Annotated in this window: 23 protein-coding genes; 10 read left to right on the forward strand and 13 right to left on the reverse strand. The window is 62.1% G+C overall.

Translation table 11 applies throughout. The features are described from left to right. Positions 1–51: 51 nt before the first annotated feature. Positions 52–1008, reverse strand: coding sequence for a signal peptide peptidase SppA (sppA, locus tag NKI52_RS15355; RefSeq protein ID WP_352568227.1), 957 nt, complete (start codon positions 1006–1008; stop codon positions 52–54). A gap of 308 nt (positions 1009–1316) precedes the next feature. On the opposite strand from sppA, the gene lptC reads away from it, so the two are divergent. The 6 genes from lptC (at position 1317) to ptsN (ending at position 6558) form a co-directional block, all read left to right on the forward strand. After that, positions 1317–2030, forward strand: a complete 714-nt coding sequence (lptC, locus tag NKI52_RS15360) for an LPS export ABC transporter periplasmic protein LptC (protein ID WP_352568226.1) — start codon at positions 1317–1319, stop codon at positions 2028–2030. After that, positions 2017–2616 (forward strand): LptA/OstA family protein, encoded by a 600-nt coding sequence (locus tag NKI52_RS15365; RefSeq protein WP_023675264.1) that lies wholly within the window; start codon positions 2017–2019, stop codon positions 2614–2616. The genes lptC and NKI52_RS15365 overlap by 14 nt, the downstream gene beginning before the upstream one ends. Next, complete coding sequence (gene lptB, locus NKI52_RS15370; protein ID WP_023675265.1) at positions 2616–3434, forward strand: LPS export ABC transporter ATP-binding protein; 819 nt, start codon at positions 2616–2618, stop codon at positions 3432–3434. Before NKI52_RS15365 ends, lptB begins: the two co-directional genes overlap by 1 nt. Positions 3435–3631: 197 nt before the next feature. Next, on the forward strand, positions 3632–5158 hold the full coding sequence (rpoN, locus tag NKI52_RS15375) for an RNA polymerase factor sigma-54 (RefSeq protein WP_352568225.1): 1527 nt from the start codon (positions 3632–3634) through the stop codon (positions 5156–5158). Between the two features lie 291 nt (positions 5159–5449). Next, on the forward strand, positions 5450–6034 hold the full coding sequence (hpf, locus tag NKI52_RS15380; RefSeq protein WP_023675267.1) for a ribosome hibernation-promoting factor, HPF/YfiA family: 585 nt from the start codon (positions 5450–5452) through the stop codon (positions 6032–6034). Between the two features lie 59 nt (positions 6035–6093). Next, complete coding sequence (gene ptsN, locus NKI52_RS15385) at positions 6094–6558, forward strand: PTS IIA-like nitrogen regulatory protein PtsN (protein WP_023675268.1); 465 nt, start codon at positions 6094–6096, stop codon at positions 6556–6558. 111 nt (positions 6559–6669) lie between these two features. Here ptsN and NKI52_RS15390 read toward each other — a convergent pair whose 3' ends face one another. Further along, a complete protein-coding gene (locus tag NKI52_RS15390; protein ID WP_023675269.1) occupies positions 6670–6927 on the reverse strand; it encodes a BQ00720 family protein in 258 nt (85 codons plus the stop codon). Positions 6928–6990: 63 nt separating this feature from the next. After that, positions 6991–7416 (reverse strand): Hsp20 family protein, encoded by a 426-nt coding sequence (locus tag NKI52_RS15395; protein WP_352698497.1) that lies wholly within the window; start codon positions 7414–7416, stop codon positions 6991–6993. A gap of 144 nt (positions 7417–7560) precedes the next feature. Here NKI52_RS15395 and NKI52_RS15400 point away from each other — a divergent pair, with 144 nt between their 5' ends. Then, positions 7561–8502, forward strand: a complete 942-nt coding sequence (locus tag NKI52_RS15400; protein ID WP_352453985.1) for a nucleoside hydrolase — start codon at positions 7561–7563, stop codon at positions 8500–8502. Positions 8503–9209: 707 nt separating this feature from the next. Here the strand turns inward: NKI52_RS15400 and NKI52_RS15405 are convergent. From NKI52_RS15405 to NKI52_RS15425, 5 genes are all read right to left on the reverse strand, one after another. Next, a complete protein-coding gene (locus tag NKI52_RS15405; protein ID WP_352698499.1) occupies positions 9210–9362 on the reverse strand; it encodes a hypothetical protein in 153 nt (50 codons plus the stop codon). Between the two features lie 52 nt (positions 9363–9414). Further along, positions 9415–10029 (reverse strand): LysE family translocator, encoded by a 615-nt coding sequence (locus tag NKI52_RS15410; protein WP_023675274.1) that lies wholly within the window; start codon positions 10027–10029, stop codon positions 9415–9417. Positions 10030–10132: 103 nt separating this feature from the next. After that, positions 10133–11593 carry an amidase gene (locus tag NKI52_RS15415; protein ID WP_352698501.1) on the reverse strand — a complete coding sequence of 487 codons (1461 nt, stop codon included), beginning with the start codon at positions 11591–11593 and terminating at the stop codon, positions 10133–10135. Positions 11594–11599: 6 nt separating this feature from the next. Beyond that, entirely contained in the window at positions 11600–12508 is a 909-nt protein-coding gene (locus NKI52_RS15420) for a ribokinase (RefSeq protein ID WP_023675276.1), read from the reverse strand. A 117-nt stretch (positions 12509–12625) separates the two neighbouring features. Continuing rightward, the gene (locus NKI52_RS15425) at positions 12626–13516 is read right to left on the reverse strand and encodes a methylated-DNA--[protein]-cysteine S-methyltransferase (protein WP_031211349.1); all 891 of its coding nucleotides are present in this window, start codon (positions 13514–13516) and stop codon (positions 12626–12628) included. 115 nt (positions 13517–13631) lie between these two features. On the opposite strand from NKI52_RS15425, the gene NKI52_RS15430 reads away from it, so the two are divergent. Beyond that, positions 13632–14447: a class I SAM-dependent methyltransferase gene (locus tag NKI52_RS15430; RefSeq protein ID WP_352698503.1), complete on the forward strand. Its 816-nt coding sequence runs from the start codon at positions 13632–13634 to the stop codon at positions 14445–14447. A gap of 9 nt (positions 14448–14456) precedes the next feature. On the opposite strand, the gene NKI52_RS15435 is transcribed toward NKI52_RS15430, so the two are convergent. Next, a complete protein-coding gene (locus tag NKI52_RS15435) occupies positions 14457–14951 on the reverse strand; it encodes a DUF2244 domain-containing protein (protein WP_023675281.1) in 495 nt (164 codons plus the stop codon). 22 nt (positions 14952–14973) lie between these two features. On the opposite strand from NKI52_RS15435, the gene nth reads away from it, so the two are divergent. After that, positions 14974–15795, forward strand: a complete 822-nt coding sequence (gene nth, locus NKI52_RS15440; RefSeq protein WP_023675282.1) for an endonuclease III — start codon at positions 14974–14976, stop codon at positions 15793–15795. Between the two features lie 34 nt (positions 15796–15829). Here nth and NKI52_RS15445 read toward each other — a convergent pair whose 3' ends face one another. From NKI52_RS15445 to NKI52_RS15460, 4 genes are all read right to left on the reverse strand, one after another. Further along, positions 15830–17341 carry a tripartite tricarboxylate transporter permease gene (locus NKI52_RS15445; RefSeq protein ID WP_023675283.1) on the reverse strand — a complete coding sequence of 504 codons (1512 nt, stop codon included), beginning with the start codon at positions 17339–17341 and terminating at the stop codon, positions 15830–15832. Positions 17342–17350: 9 nt separating this feature from the next. After that, complete coding sequence (locus NKI52_RS15450; RefSeq protein ID WP_023675284.1) at positions 17351–17818, reverse strand: tripartite tricarboxylate transporter TctB family protein; 468 nt, start codon at positions 17816–17818, stop codon at positions 17351–17353. A gap of 79 nt (positions 17819–17897) precedes the next feature. Then, positions 17898–18875, reverse strand: coding sequence for a tripartite tricarboxylate transporter substrate-binding protein (locus tag NKI52_RS15455; RefSeq protein ID WP_023675285.1), 978 nt, complete (start codon positions 18873–18875; stop codon positions 17898–17900). Positions 18876–19057: 182 nt separating this feature from the next. After that, on the reverse strand, positions 19058–19513 hold the full coding sequence (locus NKI52_RS15460) for a DUF2214 family protein (protein WP_023675286.1): 456 nt from the start codon (positions 19511–19513) through the stop codon (positions 19058–19060). A 226-nt stretch (positions 19514–19739) separates the two neighbouring features. Here NKI52_RS15460 and NKI52_RS15465 point away from each other — a divergent pair, with 226 nt between their 5' ends. Next, on the forward strand, positions 19740–20279 hold the full coding sequence (locus tag NKI52_RS15465) for a GNAT family N-acetyltransferase (RefSeq protein ID WP_352568213.1): 540 nt from the start codon (positions 19740–19742) through the stop codon (positions 20277–20279). Positions 20280–20306: the final 27 nt, after the last annotated feature.

Genomic DNA, 20306 nt, shown 5'->3' on the forward strand with positions numbered 1-20306 from the left:
GAAATTATCAGAATGATTTTATTTGGTTTTTCACTCGTCCCAAGCGGTTCCTCAAGGGTGCCAGACGGAAACGAGACCGTCAAGAAACAAGCGGTCCGCTCCAATTTCGTGAAGGACGTCGCCGCCATGGCCGGGCAGGCCAAGCGCAGCACCGACGGTCTGCGCCATCGCCTTGGAGAACAGGAAACCACCACGTTTTTCCGTGTCCTTCCATTCCACCACCTTGAGCTTGGCATCGACACCCTTGCCTGCAAGCCAGTCGATTGCTTCGGCCTCGCCGCCGACCGCGTCGATCAATCTGTTGGTGACCGCCTGCCGGCCGGTGAAGATCGACCCGTCTGCGAGCGCCAGCGCCTCCGGCTTGGTCATGTTGCGGCGCTCGGCGACGATGCCGACGAACCAGTCGTAGCTGTCGAGGATGAGCTTGCGGACCATGGCGCGCTCATCGTCATTGGTCGGCTTGAAGGGAGAAGGCGAGGCCTTCAAGGGCGAGGATTTCACCTCCTCCAGCTTGACGCCGAGCTTGTCCATGAGGCCGCTGACGTCCGGGTACTGGATCAGCACGCCGATCGAGCCGACGATCGAGGATTTGCGTGCGACAATATGGTCGGCCGCGGTGGCGATCATATAGCCCGCCGAAGCCGCGAGCGTGCCGACCTCGGCCACCACCGGCTTGTCGGCGGCGAGCTTGCGCACTGCCTCATAGATCGACTCGCCACCGACGGTGGTGCCGCCGGGTGAATCGATCGACAGGATCACAGCCTTGACGCGCGGCGACTGACGGATTGCCTCCAGCCGCTTGATCAGTTCTTCGTCTTCGGTGATGGTACCTTCGATCTTGACCTTGGCGATGTGGTCGACAGCCGCGCCGGTGAAGTCGTCACCATAGATCCATGCCGAGAAGGCGATCAGTCCGGCTGCTGCGACGATAATCGCCGCAACACGCCAGAATGTCAGCTTGCGGCGCAAGCGGCGGCGGTCGATCAGGTCGTCGGCTCTCAATGCCATGGTCAGCCTCGTAGTCGGTGGGAGCAGATGCTTTTAAAGCAACCATTCGCGCCCGGCTACCGTTTCCTGACGGCCTTGCGCCAAAGGCCGTCTTAGGCATTCGCGGCAAGCCTCAACCTGTCACGTTCTACAGGCTCTAACACTGTGCGCCCATATCTGGTATGAGGTACAGGCTGCGCTGGGGCCATTTTCATTGTACAGGGGCGGCTGTCACATTTTTGCGGTTTTCCTCGGCTTGTGCTTGCTTGAGGGCGCCGGCACCCCACCTATAGGGCGGCCTGGCGGGCAGGGGTTTAGAAGAAGCAGTCATGTTAGCGGGACCAATCGAACCGACCAACACCGAGACGGAGTTGGCTCCCAAGGCCGCAGGCCGGGCGCGGGTCGACGCGTTTGACGTTGCGCAGCGTCATTCGCGCCGGGTCCGTATCCTCAAGCTGGCCGTGCCGCTGGTCGCTGCCGTGATTGCGGTCGCGTTTCCGGTCTATTCCTATCTCATGGCTCCCGCTGCAATCGAGGTGCAGGCCGACGGCGGCGCCTTTGCCGATGGCAAGCTGGTGATGGCCAATCCCAAGCTCAACGGCTTCACCAAGCAGGACCTGCCCTATTCGATGACGGCCCTGCGCGCCATACAGGACGTCAGCAAACAGGGCATCATCGATCTGGAAGGCATCAAGGCCAAGCTGCCGATTGCGGCCGACAACACGGCCGCCATCAACGCCACGCACGGCACCTACGATCGCGACGGCAACACGCTCAGCCTGACCAGCGATGTGACCGTGTCGACGACGGATGGTGTGGTGGCAAAATTCAAATCAGTCTATCTCGACATGGGCGAAGGCACTATGAAGACAAGCGAGCCCGTCGATGTCAGCCGCGGCGGGTCGCGGATCAGGGCGGATTCGATGTCGGTCCAGGACAATGGCAAGGTCCTGGTTTTCGAGAACAAGGTGCGCGTCGACATCGATCCCGCCAGTTTGAAGGCGGCAGAGGCAAAGAGCGGAGAGACCAATGCGGTTCAGTAGTTCGGCACGGCGCCTCGCCGCGATTTCGGCGTTGCTAACCTTGGGGCTGACCTTGGGGACGGCGCCGTCGCTGGCGCAGTCCAAGGCCACCAGCCAAATGTCCGGCCTCAGGCTGTCGGGCGACAAGCCGATCCAGATCGAAAGCGACAAGCTCGAGGTGCGCCAAGCGGAAAGCGTTGCCGTCTTCACCGGCAACGTCAACGTCGTCCAGGGTCCAACTGTGCTCAAGGCCGGCAAAATGACGGTCTATTACGTCAGGGATGCAGGCGCCGCCAAAAGCGCCCAGCCGGCGGGTGCCGCGGCAATGACCGGATCCGCCAACATCGACCATCTCGAGGTCGACGATAAGGTCTACATCAAATCGGACAATCAGGTTGCCACCGGCGACCGCGGCACTTTCGACATGAAGACCGAAGTGCTGGTGCTTTCGGGCAGCAAGGTCGTGCTCTCGCAAGGCGACAACGTGCTTGTCGGCTGCAAGCTCACTGTGCAGATGAAGAGCGGCCTTGCCCAGGTCGACGCCTGCGGCGGCCGCGTCATGATGTCGATCACGCCGCCGGCGAAGTCTGGAGCAGCGAAACCCTGATGACCGGCATATCGTCGCTGCTGGCGCGTCTTCCAGGGCGCGCCGCCAGCCAACTTGCGGCACCGGCCAGGGTCACCGTCGAAGCGGCAAAGTTCAAGGGAACCTTGATCGCCAAGGGGCTGACCAAAAGCTACAAGGGCCGCAAAGTCGTCAGCGGCGTGACGCTGGGCGTGCGCGCCGGCGAGGCGGTTGGGCTGCTCGGCCCCAACGGCGCCGGCAAGACGACCTGTTTCTACATGGTAACCGGCCTGGTGCCGGTCGATGAAGGCACGATCGAAATCGACGGTTTCGACGTCACGTCGATGCCGATGTATCGCCGCGCCCGTCTCGGCATCGGCTATCTGCCGCAGGAAGCCTCGATTTTTCGCGGCCTGAATGTCGAGCAAAACATCCGGGCCGTGCTCGAAGTGGTCGAAAAGAGCCGCAAGGAGCGTGAGCGCCTGCTCGACGAATTGCTCGAGGAATTTCACATCAGCCATCTGCGCAAGGCTCCGTCGCTGTCGCTCTCCGGCGGTGAGCGGCGACGCCTCGAAATTGCCCGCGCCTTGGCAACCCGCCCCGCCTACATGTTGCTCGACGAACCTTTCGCCGGCATCGATCCGATCGCCGTCGCCGACATCCAGCAGCTCGTGCGCCACTTGACGGCACGTGGCATCGGCGTTCTGATCACCGACCACAATGTCCGCGAGACACTTGGCCTGATCGACCGCGCCTACATCATCCATGCCGGCCAGGTGCTGACCCATGGTCGAGCCGACGAAGTGGTCGCAAATGCCGATGTGCGGCGGCTTTATCTCGGCGAGGGATTTACGCTCTAAGTGCGAAATTCCGGCTCGAGCGGGATTTCCGGCGTGGTCCAGCAGCTTTTTCTTCAATTTTCTGCCTGAAAACGCTCCGACAGGCGAGTTTTACCGCTCCTCGCCTTGACAAGCAAAAGCCGGGCCAGTTTCTATGCTGGCCTGGAAAATTCCTTCCAGCAGTGCGGGTGCGTAGACGGAGCGTTTGAAACCGAACCATGGCGTTGGCGGCAAAACTACAGCTACGACAGTCGCAGTCGCTGGTGATGACGCCGCAGCTGATGCAGTCGATCCGCCTGCTGCAGTTCACCCATCTCGAGCTGGAACGCTTCATCGACGACGAGATCGAACGCAATCCCCTGCTGGAACGCGCCGAACCGCAGGAGGACGCCGCCAGCGACCAGGCGCAGAAGGGCGACGCCGCATCGGAACCGGCTGCCGACGGCGACTGGTTCGAGGCGGAAACGGCGTGGAGCGCCGAGGCGATCTCGGAAAAGCTCGATACGTCGCTGGAAAACCTGTTTCCTGACGATCCTGGTACGAGCGAGCGGCTCGGGCCCGACCTGACGGCACAATGGAAATCGGCGTCCGGCAACGGTTCCACCTCTTCCTCCGACGGCTTCGACGTCGCGGATATGGCGGCGGCGGCCATCACGCTGCGCGACCATGTCGGCGAGCAGGTGGCGCTCGCCTTTGCTGATCCGGCGGCGTGCCTGATCGCCGGCGAGCTTGCCGACGGCCTCGACGAGGCCGGCTACATGCGTGCCGACATGGCCGAGATCGCCGCCCGCCTCGGCACGGACGCCACGGCGATGGCACCGGTCCTGGCGGTCTGCCAGACATTTGAGCCAGCCGGCATATTCGCCCGCGACCTCGCCGAATGCCTGTTGCTGCAGCTGGCCGTGCGCGACCGGCTCGATCCGGCGATGAAGGTGCTGATCGCCAATCTCGAACTCCTGGCACGGCGCGATTTCCAGACGCTGAAGCGGATTTGCGGCGTCGACGAGGAGGATCTGCTCGACATGCTGGCCGAGATCCGGGCGCTCGACCCGCGGCCTGGAATGGCGTTTTCGCGCGGTGCCAGCGATGCGATCGTGGCCGACGTCGAGGTGCGTGCAGCCAATGACGGCAGCTGGACGGTCGAGCTCAATGCCGAGACGCTGCCGCGCGTGCTGGTCGATCACATCTATTTCGCCCAGGTCACGCCACATGCGAAAAACCAGGCGGAAAAGGATTTCCTTGCCGAATGCCTGCAGAACGCCAACTGGCTCACGCGCAGCCTCGACCAGCGGGCGAAGACCATTCTCAAGGTGGCCTCTGAGATCGTGCGCCAGCAGGACGCTTTTCTCGTCCACGGCGTGCGGCACCTGAAGCCGCTCAACCTGCGCACGGTGGCGGACGCCATCGGCATGCACGAATCAACGGTCAGCCGGGTCACGGCAAACAAATACATGCTGACGCCGCGCGGTGTGTTCGAGCTGCGCTATTTCTTCACCGCCTCGATCGCTTCGTCAGGTGGCGGCGATGCGCATTCGTCGGAAGCGGTGCGCGACCGCATAAAGCAGCTGATCGACGAGGAGAAAGCCATCGATGTGCTTTCCGACGATGCCATCGTGGACATGCTGCGGGAAAGCGGCGTCGACATCGCCAGGCGCACGGTGGCCAAATACCGGGAAGGCATGAACATACCCTCTTCGGTGCAGCGGCGGCGCGAAAAACGCGCTTTGGCCAGCGCCGGCCGTTGATCTCCGGCGGAATTTCCACAGCTTTCGCCCTTCATTGACAAGCGGCGACGAAGTGGCTAGAAGCCCGCCCGCATGAGACGGGCTGGCGAGTGGATTTGAGTTCGCCGATGCCCGCACGAGAGATGGTCCGTCACGACGTAGGCCACGGGACGGCCAAGAAGGCGGCTTGTGATCAACCGGAAAGTTCGGATCTAAAATCGGCGCAAGTGACGCCGCAAAAGCTTGTGCGCGCGGACCACGAGTATAAACTCGGGACAGTTTGAAGCCTGAGCAAGGAAGGTCAGTTTTCAGATGACACTGCGCATATCGGGAAAACACATGGATATCGGCGATGCGTTCCGTACGCGCATCAACGACCGTGTCGGGGAAGTGATCGGGAAATATTTCGATCGGGGCTTTTCAGGGCAAATCGTAGTCGTCAAATCGGGGTCGCGCTACACGGCCGATTGCATGATCCGGCTGGACTCCGGTGCTTCGCTGCAGGCGACCGGCGATGCCCAGGATCCAACGCTTGCCTTCGATACCGCGGCAGACCGTCTGGAAACGCGCCTCAGGCGCTACAAGCGCCGGCTGAAGTCGCACAATTCAGGCAATAGCAACGGCGAGCTCACCGACGTCGCCTATACGGTGATGGCGCCGCTTGCCGACGACGAGGAGGACATACCGGAGAATTTCGCGCCGGCCATCGTCGCCGAATCGACTATGACGCTGCGGACCATGTCGGTGGCGTCAGCGGTGATCGAACTCGACACCAAGGACAGCCCGGTCCTGGTCTTCCGCAATGCCGGAAATGACCATCTCAACATCGTCTATCGCCGGCCGGACGGGAATATCGGCTGGATCGACCCGTCCACGGCCAAGGTCGCGCAGGGGTAAAGACCAGCCGCACGCGAGCGTGGGGACTGGCGACGGCAGGCGAACAAGGGATTTCAAGCATGGATCTGAGCGATCTCGTCAGCGTTCCGGCAATCATGCCGGCGTTGAAGGCGAACTCCAAAAAGCAGCTGCTGCAATTGCTGTCCGAAAGGGCGGCGGCAATTTCCGGCATTCCGGAGCGAGAGGTGTTCGACACCATCCTGCAACGCGAGCGGCTCGGCTCCACCGGCGTCGGCAACGGCATCGCCATTCCGCACGGCAAGCTGGCTGGGGTGAAGCGGATCGCCGGCGTTTTTGCCCGGCTGGAGACACCGGTGGACTTCGAGGCCCTCGATGATCAGCCGGTCGACCTGGTGTTTCTGCTTTTGGCTCCCGAAGGTGCCGGCGCCGACCACCTCAAGGCGCTGTCGCGCATCGCGCGGGTGCTGCGCGACGCCGACACGGTTGCCAAGATCAGGGGCACGCGCGACGCCGTGGCCATCCATGCGCTGCTGTCGGACACGCAGGCCTCGCACGCCGCTTGAGGTTTTGATTAAATCCTTTGAAGGGCCGCCGTGAGCGGCCCTGTCCGTTTCCAGCCAGATCGCTGCGCCGTATTTGTCAGTCGATGGCGCCAATGTTGGTGGATAGCGACGTTAGTGGATAGCGACCGGGGTCAGATCGTTTTCCAGCGCGCCAGCCAGTGCCCGGTCGCGAGCGTCCGAAAGCAGGATCGGCTGGCCATTAGCGGCAAACAGGGCCCACAGTTCCAGACCCGGCGCGATTTCGCCGAGGCCCGGGAAACGGCCGCGCAGATCGTCGCTCGACACTTTCCTGAGATAGGCGACCGAACCTTCGCCGAGATGGGCGAATTCGCCGCTGGTCATGATGATATTCTCGTTAGTTCTGGTCATTTCAAGCCTCCTTGCCGCGAGACGCCGCTCAAGGCCATCCCGCATGAGAGCTATCGGCAAAAATCAGTCTTTCACCGATATGTTTATTTTTCGTACCAGCCGTTCGGATTCCGGCCGATCGAGATCGATCGACAGAAGGCCGTTCTTCAATTCCGCCGCAATCACCCGCATGCCGTCGGCCAGCACGAAACAGCGCTGGAACTGGCGCGCGGCGATGCCGCGGTGGAGAAATTCGCGCTCGGTGTCGTCGTTCTGACGGCCGCGCACGACCAACTGGTTCTCCTCCGTTGTGACATCGAGATCGCTTTCCGCGAAACCGGCGACGGCGAGCGTGATACGCAGCCTTCCGGTTTTGCCGTCGGCACCGCTGAGGCGCTCGATGTTGTAGGGAGGATAGCTGTCACCGGACTTTGCCAAGCGCTCCAGCGTCTTTTCCATGGAATCGAAACCGAGGAGAAGCGGGCTGGAAAAAGGCGTCATTCGGCTCATGTTACAGTGTCCTCTCAAGAGCGACATAAAGTGGAAAAACCCGGATGGCATTTTTCCCGATGGTCTTGATATGGTCCGCCGCCCGGCAGACTTCAAGCCGTCACACGTCCCGCCCAAAAAGACTTGCCAAAACAAGGAATTGAAATGCCCCAATCCCGCAGGATCATCATCGACACTGACCCCGGCCAGGACGATGCCGTCGCCATATTGCTGGCGCTCGGCAGCGCCGAGCTGGAGATCGTCGGCATCACCGCGGTGGCCGGCAACGTGCCGTTGAAACTTACCGAAAAAAACGCCCGCAAGATCTGCGAGCTGGCCGGCCGGCCGGACGTCAAGGTCTATGCAGGCGCCATCCGGCCGCTGGCGCGCGAACTGGTCACCGCCGAGGAAGTGCATGGCAAGACCGGCCTCAACGGGCCGCAACTGCCCGAACCAAAGATGAAACTGCAGGAAGAGTATGCGGTCGATTTCATAGTCGAGACGCTGATGAGGGAGGAGAGCGGCACGATCACGCTTTGCGCGCTCGGGCCGCTCACCAACATTGCGTTGGCGCTGATCCGCGAGCCGAAAATCGCGCCGCGCATCAAGGAAATCGTGCTGATGGGCGGCGGCTTCTTCGAGGGCGGCAACGTCACGCCGACCGCCGAGTTCAACATCTATGTCGATCCGCATGCCGCCGATGTCGTGTTCAAATCCGGCATTCCGATCGTGATGATGCCGCTGGACGTCACCCACAAGGCGCTGACCACCGCCAAGCGCACGAAGGCCTTCCGCAAGCTCGGCACCAGGGTCGGCACGGCCACCGCGGACATGCTGGAATTCTTCGAACGTTTCGACGAGGAGAAATACGGTACCGACGGCGGCCCGCTGCACGATCCTTGCGTGATCGCGTATCTGCTGAAGCCGAAGCTGTTCAAGGGTCGCAATTGCAATGTCAGCGTGGAAACCGCCTCGGAGCTCACCATGGGCATGACGGTGATCGACTGGTGGGGGGTGACCAAGCGGCCGAAGAACGCCATGGTGATGCGCGACATCGACCATGATGCGTTTTTCGCGCTGTTGCTGGAAAGGCTGGGGCGGCTTTAGGGCTGCTCAGTAGTTGAGCAGGCGGTAGGTGGTGGTACCGTCCTGGCGTTGCTGTTCTTCGATCGATACTTCCGATCCGATCATGTGGGGTGTTTCCACCTCACCATCGACAAATATCCGAGCGTTGCCGTCATGGAGGCGGACTTCATATCTATAATAAAGTCCATGTCCGACGGAACCTTTCGGATTTAGAGGCATCGTCGCAACATCTTCGACGGTGCCTCCTACGAGTTGTGTGCCAGTGATCGGACTGTTCTGCCTAGTTACAATCGGCACAGCGATCGCGAGAGCGAGCGCGCACAAGATTGTGATGCCAACAACTCTGTCGCGAAACTCTTCCCGAAGCAAAAGAATGCGGGTTCTAAGAGAAATATTTGTCGGCCCCATACCTTAGAGTTGAGTAGCATAGGGGCTTTGTTCAAGAGCGATTCCCCGAAAAAGCCATGTCACTCGCTTCACCTTTGAAAACAGCCTATCGAATCGATCGTCGTTCAATTTGCAAACCGGTAAAAGACGAAGCCATTGTCGCGCGTGACGCGCTCGATGCCGACGCGCGAGCCGATCAGATGCGGGAGGTCGTCGTAAACGAGGACCGTCGAACCGTTCTCAAGGACCAGCAGATATTGGATATTGCGCCCTTTACCCTGTCCACTTTTGATCGTTGCATCGACCGGGTCGACCGACCGGATCGGACTTGCGTCATTCGCTCATTTGTTCAGAGCCGACGGAACCATCGCCGCGAACAAAGCGATGGACAGGATCACGCCAAACGCGTTCCTTTTCAAATCCGCGTAAGTCCACGGCATAGACATGAATCCCCAACTGTTGATCCATGTGGTGGCCTGAAGGCCGACTTTCAATCGGCCTTCCTATTCCAGGATGTTGCTGTTGGCGTCGCCGGGCTCGCGGCCGTTACTTCGCCTTGGAAAACGCCAGCCACAGGCCGCCGCCGACCAGGAAGCTGCCGCTGATCCTCGACAAGAGCTTGACGCGGCCGGCCGACAGCAGACGCCCTGCGCGGCCGGCGGCCAGCGCGTAGGTCGAATCCGAGACTGCGGCGAAGATCATCGCGGTGAGACCCATGACGCCGATCTGTAGTGCGTAATTGCCTTCAGGCGCGATGAACTGCGGAAAGAAGGCGCCGAAGAACACCAGCGTCTTTGGATTGCTGATCGCCACCAGCAGCCCCTGCAAAAAGAAGCCGCCACGCGGCTTTTTTGCCGATCCGTCGGCGTTAAGCTTGCCTTTCGAGCGGAACATCTGCACGCCCATCCAGATCAGGTAAGCGGCGCCGATCAGCCGGACCCATTCGAACCAGTGGCCCATGCCGGCGATCAGCGAGGTCAGCCCGATGCCGACAATGGCGATCATGATGGCCAGCCCGGCCTGGGTGCCGGCGACATTGGCGAGCCCGGCGCGCGAGCCGTGGCGGATGCTGTTGGCAATGATCAGCGTCACCGTCGGCCCCGGCACCAGGATGATGACGATGCAGGCGACGACATAGGTGGCGTAGAGTTCCAGCGACATTTTTTCCCTCCACAGATGCCGCTCGTGCGGCGCGCTGTCGCGATCAATGCATGGCGATGAGTTGCGTGCAAGTCGGCGAGGCGCCGACAATACGGAGCTGATTTCAGCAGGCGCCGGCCTGCCATGGCAGCGTTGCCTCATAGGCGGCAGCCGCCCTCAGCACGGAGAGGTCACCGCGCGGCCGCCCGATCAATTGCATGCCCATTGGCCGGCCCCTGGCGTCGAAGCCCGCCGGTACGTTGACCGCCGGGCAGCCGCCCAGCGTGGCGAGCGCTGAGACCTGCATCCAGCGGTGATAGCTGTCCATGGCACGCCCGGCCACTTCCCTTGGCCAGTGGGTGACGACATCGAAGGGAAAGACCTGTGCGGCTGGCAGCGCAATCAGGTCGAAACGCTCGAAGAGCGACAGCAGCATTCGATGCCAGGACGAGCGCCTCACCGTGGCGGCGTGGATCTGCGGCGCGGTGAGGCGCAGTGCATGTTCCACCTCCCAAACGGCCTCCGGCTTCAGCAGACTTCGTTTCAGGAGATCGTCGTAATGCGCCTTGAGTGCACAACCGCTGCTCGCCTGGCGAAGCGTTACAAAGGCTTGCCACAGCGCTTCGAAGTCGAATTCCGGCATCAGCGGCTCGGCCTCGAAGGATACATCCGCGAACCGGCCGAGTGCTGCCTCGCAAAGCTGTAGAATGCCTGCTTCAACCGGCAGATGGCCGTTAAGATCGCCGAGCCAGGCGATGCGCCCGCCGGCCGCCGGTGCTTCCAGCCCTTCGAGGAACGAGCCTGGCTTATCATGCGACAGCGGCGCGCGAGGATGATAGCCGGCCTGAACGTCGAGCAGCAACGCCATGTCACGCACGTTACGCCCCATCGGCCCTTCGACGCCCATTTGCGCAAGAAACACATCAAGGTCAGGGCCGGCCGGCACCAATCCCTGCGATGGACGGAAGCCATAGACATTGTTGTAGGCAGCGGGATTGCGCAGGGAACCGCCAAAATCGCTGCCATCGGCAACGGGAACCATGTCGAGCGCCAGCGCGACCGCCGCACCGCCGCTCGAGCCGCCGGCGGTCAGCGCCGGGTCAAATGCGTTGAGCGTCTGTCCGAACACGGTGTTGTAGGTGTTGGAGCCGAGCCCGAATTCGGGAACGTTGGTCTTGCCGATGATGATCGCGCCGGCCTTGCGGACGCGCTCGACGAAGAAGTCGTCTTCCTCAGGCACAAAATCGGCGAAGATCGGCGAGCCGAAGGCGGTTCTCAGGCCTTTTGTCAGCGCAAGATCCTTGATCGCGATCGGCAGGCCGAACAGCGATCCGGTATCTCCTCCTCGCGCCAGATGAGCGTCAGCGCTGTCGGCCTCGCGCAGGATGTCGGCACGCTCACGCAGTGAAACGATAGCGTTGACCAGCGGGTTCACCGCCTCGATCCTGTCGAGGCATGCCGCGACCACTTCGCGCACCGAAAGCTGCCGGCGCCTGATCTTCCCGGCAAGCTCCACGGCAGACAGGCGGCAGATGTCGCCGGCGGGCGGCACCGCGTGCTTCGTCGTCGGGCGCATGGCTGTCATCCCGCTTTAGCCTGCAGATTTCTGCAGGGCGGCATCGACGTCCCTGGCCAGCGGGATGGCCGGCTGTGCACCGGCCTTCAGGCAGGCCAGCGAACCGGCTGCGGCAGCGCGGGCAAGCGCCTGGTCGAGCGGCAGGCCGGCTGCCAGCCCGGCTGCAAAATAGCCGCAGAACGTGTCGCCGGCGCCGACCGTATCGAGCGGACTGATCTTCAGCGCCGGAACCATCAGGAGATCGTCCGGCGTTGCCGCCAGAACGCCGTCCGAGCCAAGCGTGACGACGATGGTGCGGCCGGTTCTCGCGGCATAGTCGCGCATCCGTGCCGGGCGGTCGCGGCCATTCAACGACAGCGCCTCGCCATAGAGGTCGAACTCGGTTTCGTTGGCGACGAGATAGTCGGCCTTGCCGAGGAAGCCGGCCGCGTCGCCATGGAAAGGTGCGGTGTTGAGCACTGTGATCGCGCCGGCTGTCCTTGCCGCGTCGAGTGCTGCCTCGACGGTCTGCAGCGGGATCTCCAGTTGCAGCAGCACGACGTCGCCGTTTTTCAGGAAGGCCTTGGAAAGGTCACCCGGCACGACCGAATCATTGGCGCCCGGCACAACGGCGATCACGTTCTCGCCGTCGGCGCCGACCATGATCAACGCGGTACCGGTCGAGGCAAAGGTCTCGCCGACGCCGGACAGGTCGATCTTGCCGTCGCGCAGCAGCGCCAGAGCGTCGCTGGCGAAGCTGTCCTTGCCGACCGCGCCGACCATGCGCACCTTGGCGCCGGCGCGGGCGGCGGCCAGCGCCTGGTTGGCGCCCTTGCCGCCGGGGGCAGTAGCGAAACCGGAGCCGCGCACGGTCTCGCCGGGACCGGGCAAGCGGTCGACACTTGCGATGAGATCGAGATTGATGGAGCCGATGACAACGATCAAGAAATGCCTCCCGCTAGCGCATACCACTCTAATTGCGCGGGAAGCTACTCCGTAAGATCGCTGCTTGTCACCCTAGCGGTCCTTGCATCGCTCGTGTCGTTTCCATTCGTTGGCTATTCAAGAGACCTGTCCCGCCTCCCAGCCGAGGATGGCGCGTTTTCGGGTCAGGCCCCAATGGTAGCCGGTGAGTGCGCCGGACTTGCCGAGAGCCCGGTGGCACGGCACGACGAAGGACATCGGATTGGCACCGACCGCGGCACCGACAGCCCGGCTGGCGCTCGGTGCGCCGATGCGCGCGGCGATCGAGGAATAGGTGCAGGCCTGGCCCATCGGAATACGCAGCAAGGCCTCCCAGACACGGACCTGGAAGTCTGTGCCGATCATGACGACGCGCAGCGGCTGGTCGGCGCGCCACAGCGACGGATCGAAGATGCGCGCGGCATAGGGCGCCGTCGCCGCCATGTCCTCGACATAGGTCGCATTCGGCCAGCGGCTGGACATGTCGGCAAAGGCCGCACGCTCGCCGCCGGGGTCGTTGAAGGCGAGGCCGGCAAGGCCGCGGTCCGTCACCATGATCAGCGCGATGCCGAAAGGCGAGATATGATAGCCGTAGCGGATGGTGAGCCCTGCGCCGCGGGTCTTGTAATCGCCCGGCGACATCGCTTCGTGGGTGACGAACAGATCGTGCAGCCGGCCTGGGCCGGACATGCCGAGTTCGAACGAGGTTTCAAGCAGCGGCATGCCGGCATCGAGCAGCTTGCGCGCATGATCGAGGGTGACGGCCTGCAGAAAAGCCTTGGGCGACAGGCCGGCCCAGCGGGTGAACAGCTTCTGCAGCCCGGTCGGTGTCTCGCCGACCTCCTCGGCCAGCACTTCCAACGAAGGCTGGTCGCGATAGTCGAGGCTGATCTTTTCGATGGCACGACGGACGATTTCGTAGTCTCCACCTTCAGGCGTGATGTCTTTCTGAAGGATTGCTGTCGTTTTGAGAGGCATTTGGGCGTTCATGGCAGTATCTCCTTGAGTGCGAATATCGTCCTTCGCGGCGCCGATCACCACCCGAAACTTGCTTTCCCGCGGCATGTACCCAGATAGAGCTGGGCTTTGAATGGGGAGGACGGTCGTGGCTGGTGAAAAAGTAAACCTGACCGGGGCAAAGGAGACTTTGCTTTTAACACTTTACGGCAAGGCGCTGGAGAGCCGGCTGCCCAATTCGCTGCTCAGGGACTACTTTGCCGACGAGGCGGTGCGCAACATCGACTATGATTTCTCACGGCTCAAGGTCGACAACAATCTCGGCGTCGGTCTAGCAATCAGGGCAAAGACGCTGGACGTCTGCGTTCAGGACTTTCTCCCCCGAAATCCTGACGCCATCGTACTGCATCTCGGGTGTGGGCTCGATACGCGCATATTCCGTATCGACCCGCCAGCCGGCGTGGACTGGTTCGACGTCGACTATCCCGAAGTCATCGATCTCAGGCGCAAGCTCTATCCAGTGCGGGATCACTACCATCTGATCGCTTCGTCGGTCACCGAACCTGGATGGCTGAACAAAGTACCTCGGGATCGCCCGGCCATAGTCGTGGCGGAAGGCCTGACTCCCTACCTGGGTGCCGAGGAGGGGCAGCAACTGTTTTCTCGTTTGGTGGGACATCTTTCGAGCGGCGAACTGGTTTTCGATGCCTATAGTCGCCTGGGACTGAAGATCATTCGCCTCAATTCCTCCTTCCGCGCCACCGGCGCCGAGGTCCACTGGAGCATCGAGAACCCGCATGAATTGGAGCGAGCCGTTCCGAAGCTGCGGTTCGTCGAGGACATCCCTGCCTATAAGCCGGAACATGCCGCTCGCATGCGCTGGTTCGCGAAACTGTTCGTTCGCCTTTGGAAATACATTCCAGCATTGCGCAAGATCGGCAGGCTGTTGCGCTATCGGTTCTGAAACGCTGGCTCAGCGCGCCTTGGCGGCTGCCAGAGCGCGCGAAAATGCGGTGGCAAAACTTTCGCGGTCGGCAGGGTTGAGGAAGCCGCCGATCGAGACGGTTTTTCCTTGCGCCTCGACCGCCATTCTGGTGATGCCGATCTCGGCGTGGCGGGCGATCGAAAAGCGCGCCCAGAACGGATTGAAGCGGTGTGCTTCCGATTTGCCTGACGGGGCAGTCTTGCGGATGTCGAGGCTGGTGCGCGACACCGATACCTCCTCGCGAGCCCGGGCGGCACGATAATTGGCGCGGAAGGCGATGTAGACGGCGATCACGTCGAGGCCGAAGAAGCCGAACACCGGCCAGGCGCCGCGCGACAGAAAAAAAGCTCCGGTCACCAGCCAGCCGAACAGCAGGGCGCCCATCAGGATGGCAAAGCCGGTCTTGCCCAGCGACCGGTGCGGTGTCAGCAGCGCCTGGAAAAATGGCTCGTCGGCCTGAAATGAGGCGTTTGTGTCGCTCATTGGGGAATATTATAGGAAGGCAATGACAAGCCCCAAGCCCAAAAACTCTTCTGCGCTAAAAAAAGACCTGTTGCCCGGCCGCCGCGACGGCTCGAACGTCAAGCCGCGTCCGCGGCCGGCGAGATCGCGGGCGCTTTACAGCGCGGCCGAGGTGCATGAGATTTTCCGGCGCTTTTCCGTTCAGCGGCCGGAACCGAGGGGCGAGCTCGAACATATCAACGCCTTCACGCTGTTGGTGGCGGTGGTGCTTTCGGCTCAGGCGACGGACGCCGGCGTCAACAAGGCGACGCGGGCGCTGTTCAAAATCGCCGACACGCCGCAAAAGATGCTGGCGCTAGGCGAGGCCAAGCTCGGCGACCATATCCGCACCATCGGGCTATGGCGCAACAAGGCCAAGAACGTCATCGCGCTGTCGGAGGCGCTGATCCGCGACCATGGCGGCGAGGTGCCTGAGGATCGCGATCAACTGGTCGAGCTGCCGGGTGTCGGCCGCAAGACCGCCAACGTCGTGCTCAACGTGGCATTCGGCCAGCATACGATGGCGGTCGACACGCACATCTTCCGCATCGGTAACAGGCTCGGCCTGGCGCCGGGCAAGACGCCGGAACAGGTCGAGCAAGGTTTCCTGAAGATCATTCCGGATGAATATATGCGGCACGCGCATCATTGGCTGATCCTGCACGGCCGCTATGTCTGCAAGGCGCGCAAGCCGGATTGCCCGGCCTGCGTCATCGCCGATATCTGCAAGGCCAAGGAAAAGACGACCAGCGTGCCTGCACCGCTGGTCGAGATCGCGCCGCTCGGGCCAGTAGAAGCGGCTACTGAGTCAGTGCCCGGCAAGTGACTCTGAAGTTCCTCGTATGTGGCGCCGTCCACATTCAGGAACTCTCCTCGACGAACACCTCCTCGCGCTTCTTCCTGACCGCGGGGAGAAACACGATGACGAGCACGGCAAGCGCGATGAGGAGCAGGCTGGCGCTGATCGGCCGCGTCACGAAGGTGCTCGGATCGCCGCGCGAGAGGATCATGGCGCGGCGTAGGTTTTCCTCGAGCAGCGGGCCGAGCACGAAGCCGAGCAGCAGCGGCGCAGGTTCGCAGCGCAGCTTGGTCAGGAGGTAGCCAAGCAAGCCGAAGAAGGCGACGGCATAGAGGTCGTAGACGTTGGTGTTGACGCTGTAAACGCCGATCGAGCAGAACGCCATGATGATCGGGAAGAGCACATAGTAGGGGATGGTAAGAAGTTTCACCCAAAGCCCGATCAGCGGCAGGTTCAAGATGATCAGCATCAGATTGCCGATCCACATCGAGGTGATGATACCCCAAAACAGTGCAGGCTGTTCGATGGCGACATTGGGGCCGGGCACGATGCCCTGGATGATCATCGCGCCGATCATCAGCGCCATTACCGGGTTGGCCGGAATGCCGAGCGTCAGCATCGGGATGAAGGAGGTTTGGGCGCCGGCATTGTTGGCCGATTCCGGTCCGGCGACGCCTTCGATGGCGCCCTTGCCGAATTCCCCGGGATTTTTCGAGACACGTTTTTCGACGGTGTAGGAGGCAAAGGCGGCAAGGATCGCGCCGCCTCCCGGCAGGATGCCGAGCGCCGAACCGATGATTGTCCCGCGCACGATGGGAGCCGCCATGCGCCGAAAATCTTCGCGGGTCGGCATAAGGCCGGAGATCTTTCGGATCAGCACGGAACGCTCATGCTCGTTTTCGAGGTTGCGCAGTATCTCGGCGACGCCGAAGACGCCGACCGCCACTGCGACGAAATTCAGCCCGTCGGCATATTCGCGGATGCCGAGCGTGAATCGGGGTGTGCCGGTGTAGATATCGGTGCCGACAAGGCCGAGCAGCAGGCCGAGCACGACCATGGCCAGTGCCTTGACGATCGAGCCGTGGGCGAGCGCGACGGACGAGACCAGGCCGACGATCATCAGCGAAAAATACTCGGGCGCGCCGAATCTCAGCGCTATCGCCGTCAGCGGTGGGGCGAAGATGGCGACGAGGAAGGTCGACACCGTGCCGGCAAAGAACGAGCCTATCGCCGCGGTCGCCAGGGCTGCTCCGGCGCGGCCGTTCCTGGCCATCTGATAGCCATCGATTGCGGTGACGGCCGACGAGGATTCGCCGGGCATGTTGATGAGAATGGCGGTGGTCGAGCCGCCATACTGCGCGCCGTAATAGATACCGGCGAGCATGATGAGAGAGGAAACCGGGTCGCCGATCTGGAAGGTGATCGGCAACAGCATGGCGATGGTTGCGGTGGCACCGATGCCGGGCAGGACGCCAATCAGCGTGCCGAGAAGGACGCCGATCAGGCAGAAACCGAGGTTTGCCAAAGATGTGGCTGTCGAAAAGCCGAGTGCGAGGTTGTTGAGGAGTTCCATTTCATCTCCTCACAACGACGTTGGCAACCACGGGCCGAAACGCCGAAACGGCAGGCCGAGTGCGTAGCTGAAGACGACGAATGCGAACAGCGTCAGGCCGGCTGACAGCACGAGTGCAGTCAGCGGCTTCATACGGCCGCTACCGAAAGATGCGATCAGCGCCGTCAGGAAGATCGACGGGATGAAGCCGAGGCCGCGCACCGTCAGGCCGAAGAAGATCGGAGCAGGCAGGATGAACAGCATGCCGCGCCACGCAATGTAACCGATCGGCTCGCTCTCGAAGCGCACTGCCTCGACTAGGATGACGGCGCCGAGCAGAATGAGCACAATTGCCAGCACCAGCGGGAAATAGCCCGGCCCCATGCGAAAGGCGGTGCCGATTTCGAGGCCCAGCGACTGCAGCGCGAAAAAGGCGCCAATAAAGATCAACAGCGCGGCGCATATGCCGTTGGTTCTGTCGATTGCGAAAGGTTTCATGGCGTCCTCCCGGCCCGCCTCACGGGCGTGCCGATGCCGGTGTAAAAACGGGGCGCTGGCGGCGCCCCGTTAAAAACCTTTAGTCGGCGTACTGGCCGGCCGCTTCGATGATCGGCTTCCAGCGCGCAATCTCACTTTCCAGCTTGGCCTTGAGCGCGGCCCGCGTGGCATCGGCCTCGGGCGACGGCTTGGTGCCGAGTTCGGCAAATCGGGCGACGACGTTCTGGTCCTTCAGCGCCACCTGCAGAGATTTCGACAGGCGTTCGGTGATCTCGGCCGGCGTGCCCTTGGGTGCATAGATGCCGTGCCAGATGCCGACCTGCACCTGGGGAAGACCGGCCTCTATCGTCGTCGGCACGTCCGGCAGCACGTCTAGCCGTTGCGGCGAGGTTACGGCATAAGCCTTGATCGTGCCGCCCTGGATCTGCTTGGTGGTATTGGTCGTCTGGTCGCACATGATGTCGACCTGGCCGCCGAGAAGATCGGTCATGGCCGGGCCGGTGCCCTTGTAGGGTACGGTGACCAGCGGCGTGCCGATGGCGCTCATAAACAGCATGCCGCACAGATGCGAGGCGGCACCGATCCCGGCATTGGCAACGGTGATGCTGTCCTTGTTGGCCTTGGCGTAGTCGACCAGCCCCTTCAGATCGGTCGGCTCGAGGTCCTTGCGGCCGACGATGGTCATCGGCACCTCGGTGACGAGGCCGACATATTCGAATGCGTTCAGCGTGTCGTAGGCGAGCTTTCTGTAGAGCGTAGCACTTGTCGCCATGCCGATGTGATGGAGGAGCAGCGTGTAGCCGTCAGGCTCGGCATTTGCGACGCGGCCGGCGCCCAGTGTGCCGCCGGCGCCGCCGACATTCTCGACGATGACCTGCTGGCCGAGGTCCTTCGACATGGCTTCCGCGACAAGACGCGTGACGGTGTCAGTAGGGCCGCCGGCCGAAAACGGCACGACAATGGTGATGGTGCGTTCGGGGTAGGTCTGCGCGCCAGCGGCCGGTGGGTAAAGCATGGCGGCCGCAGCGACAGCCAGCGCGGCGATGAATTTTCGCATCGTGTTTCCTCCCAGGATATGATTGCCAACCGCTGCGCGGATTCCTCTAAAACCGACTGTAGATGGAGCAATAACTAGCGCAACCCGACAAATGACAATCGGGCTCAAACGGCAAACTGCACGTCTATCCGCGCAAATGAGTGGGAAGGATGGGCCGTGCGATGCCCTTCCTCCAACCTATGCTAGTAGCCATAGCCGCGCGCCATCGCCGCCGCGAACACCGGGATCAATAGGAAGATCGATGCCTCGGTGCGGACATAGGTGCGAACGGACGCTAGCTCCGCCGCAGGCACCTGGAAGCCGGGACTGGCGCTCGCCTGCCTGTTCCAGGACAGGAATCGGACGGTCGGGATAATCGACAACAGGCCGACAATTGCGAAAGCGGCCATCTTTGCCCAGAACATCCAGTTGTAGACGTAGAATTCCCAGCCCTTGAGACCATAGATGACGCGGCCGATGCCGGCGACGATGATCAGCATGGCGATGATGCCGTAGTGGCGATCGATGCCGACAAGCCGCTTCAGCGTCGCGGCGGACAAGTCGCTGCGGATCAGGACGAACTCGGCGCCGATGATGCCTGCCAGCGAAAACACCAGCAGATGATGGAAAATGGCAAGCACAAGGTCGGTGGTGTCCATGCTGTTCCCCTCTGTCGGACGGCAGCGCCGAAACCCAACGCGCCTGAACCAGTACTGGAGAAAAACTAACACCGCCTGGCAGGATTCACATCAGCCTGGAAGATGATCTACACAGGCTTGGCTCTTGTTTTTCGCAACGGATTTGGATTTCCCGTCTCGAGCGTGTCGCTGTCCCCACTTTTGGAAGACCTGCATTAGGCACCGGCAACACAACCGAGACATGACCATGGCCAGTCCGCATACAATTGTCGCCCCAGTGATTGAGACCTCGCGCACGGTCCTGCGGCCGCACCGGCTTGACGATTTCGACGCCTACGTCGCGATGTGGGCCGATCCCGTCGTCACCCGCTTTATCGGCGGCAAGCCGCGCACGCGGGAGGAAAGCTGGATGCGCTTCCTACGCCACGCCGGCCTGTGGTCGCTTCTGGGCTACGGCTTCTGGGCGATCGAGGAAAAGGCCACCGGCCGCTTCATCGGCGAGGCCGGCTTTCACGATCTGAAACGCGACATGACGCCCTCGATCGAGGGCATTCCGGAGACCGGCTGGGCTCTGGTTGCGGGCGCGCATGGCCACGGGTTGGCCAGCGAAGTCGTCGCACGGGTGCTTGCCTGGGGCGATGAGGCATTTGCAGCCGCGAAGACCGTCTGCATCATCGATCCGGAAAACACCGGCTCGCTGAACGTCGCGGCAAAATGCGGTTATGGCGAAGTGCTGCGAACCGTCTACCAAGGCAAGCCGACCATCCTGCTGGAGCGGCAGCCCTGACGGACGCTGTCTGGCCTCTGCCTGCCA

The organism is Mesorhizobium sp. M0590, assembly GCF_040320905.1.
Lineage (GTDB): Bacteria > Pseudomonadota > Alphaproteobacteria > Rhizobiales > Rhizobiaceae > Mesorhizobium.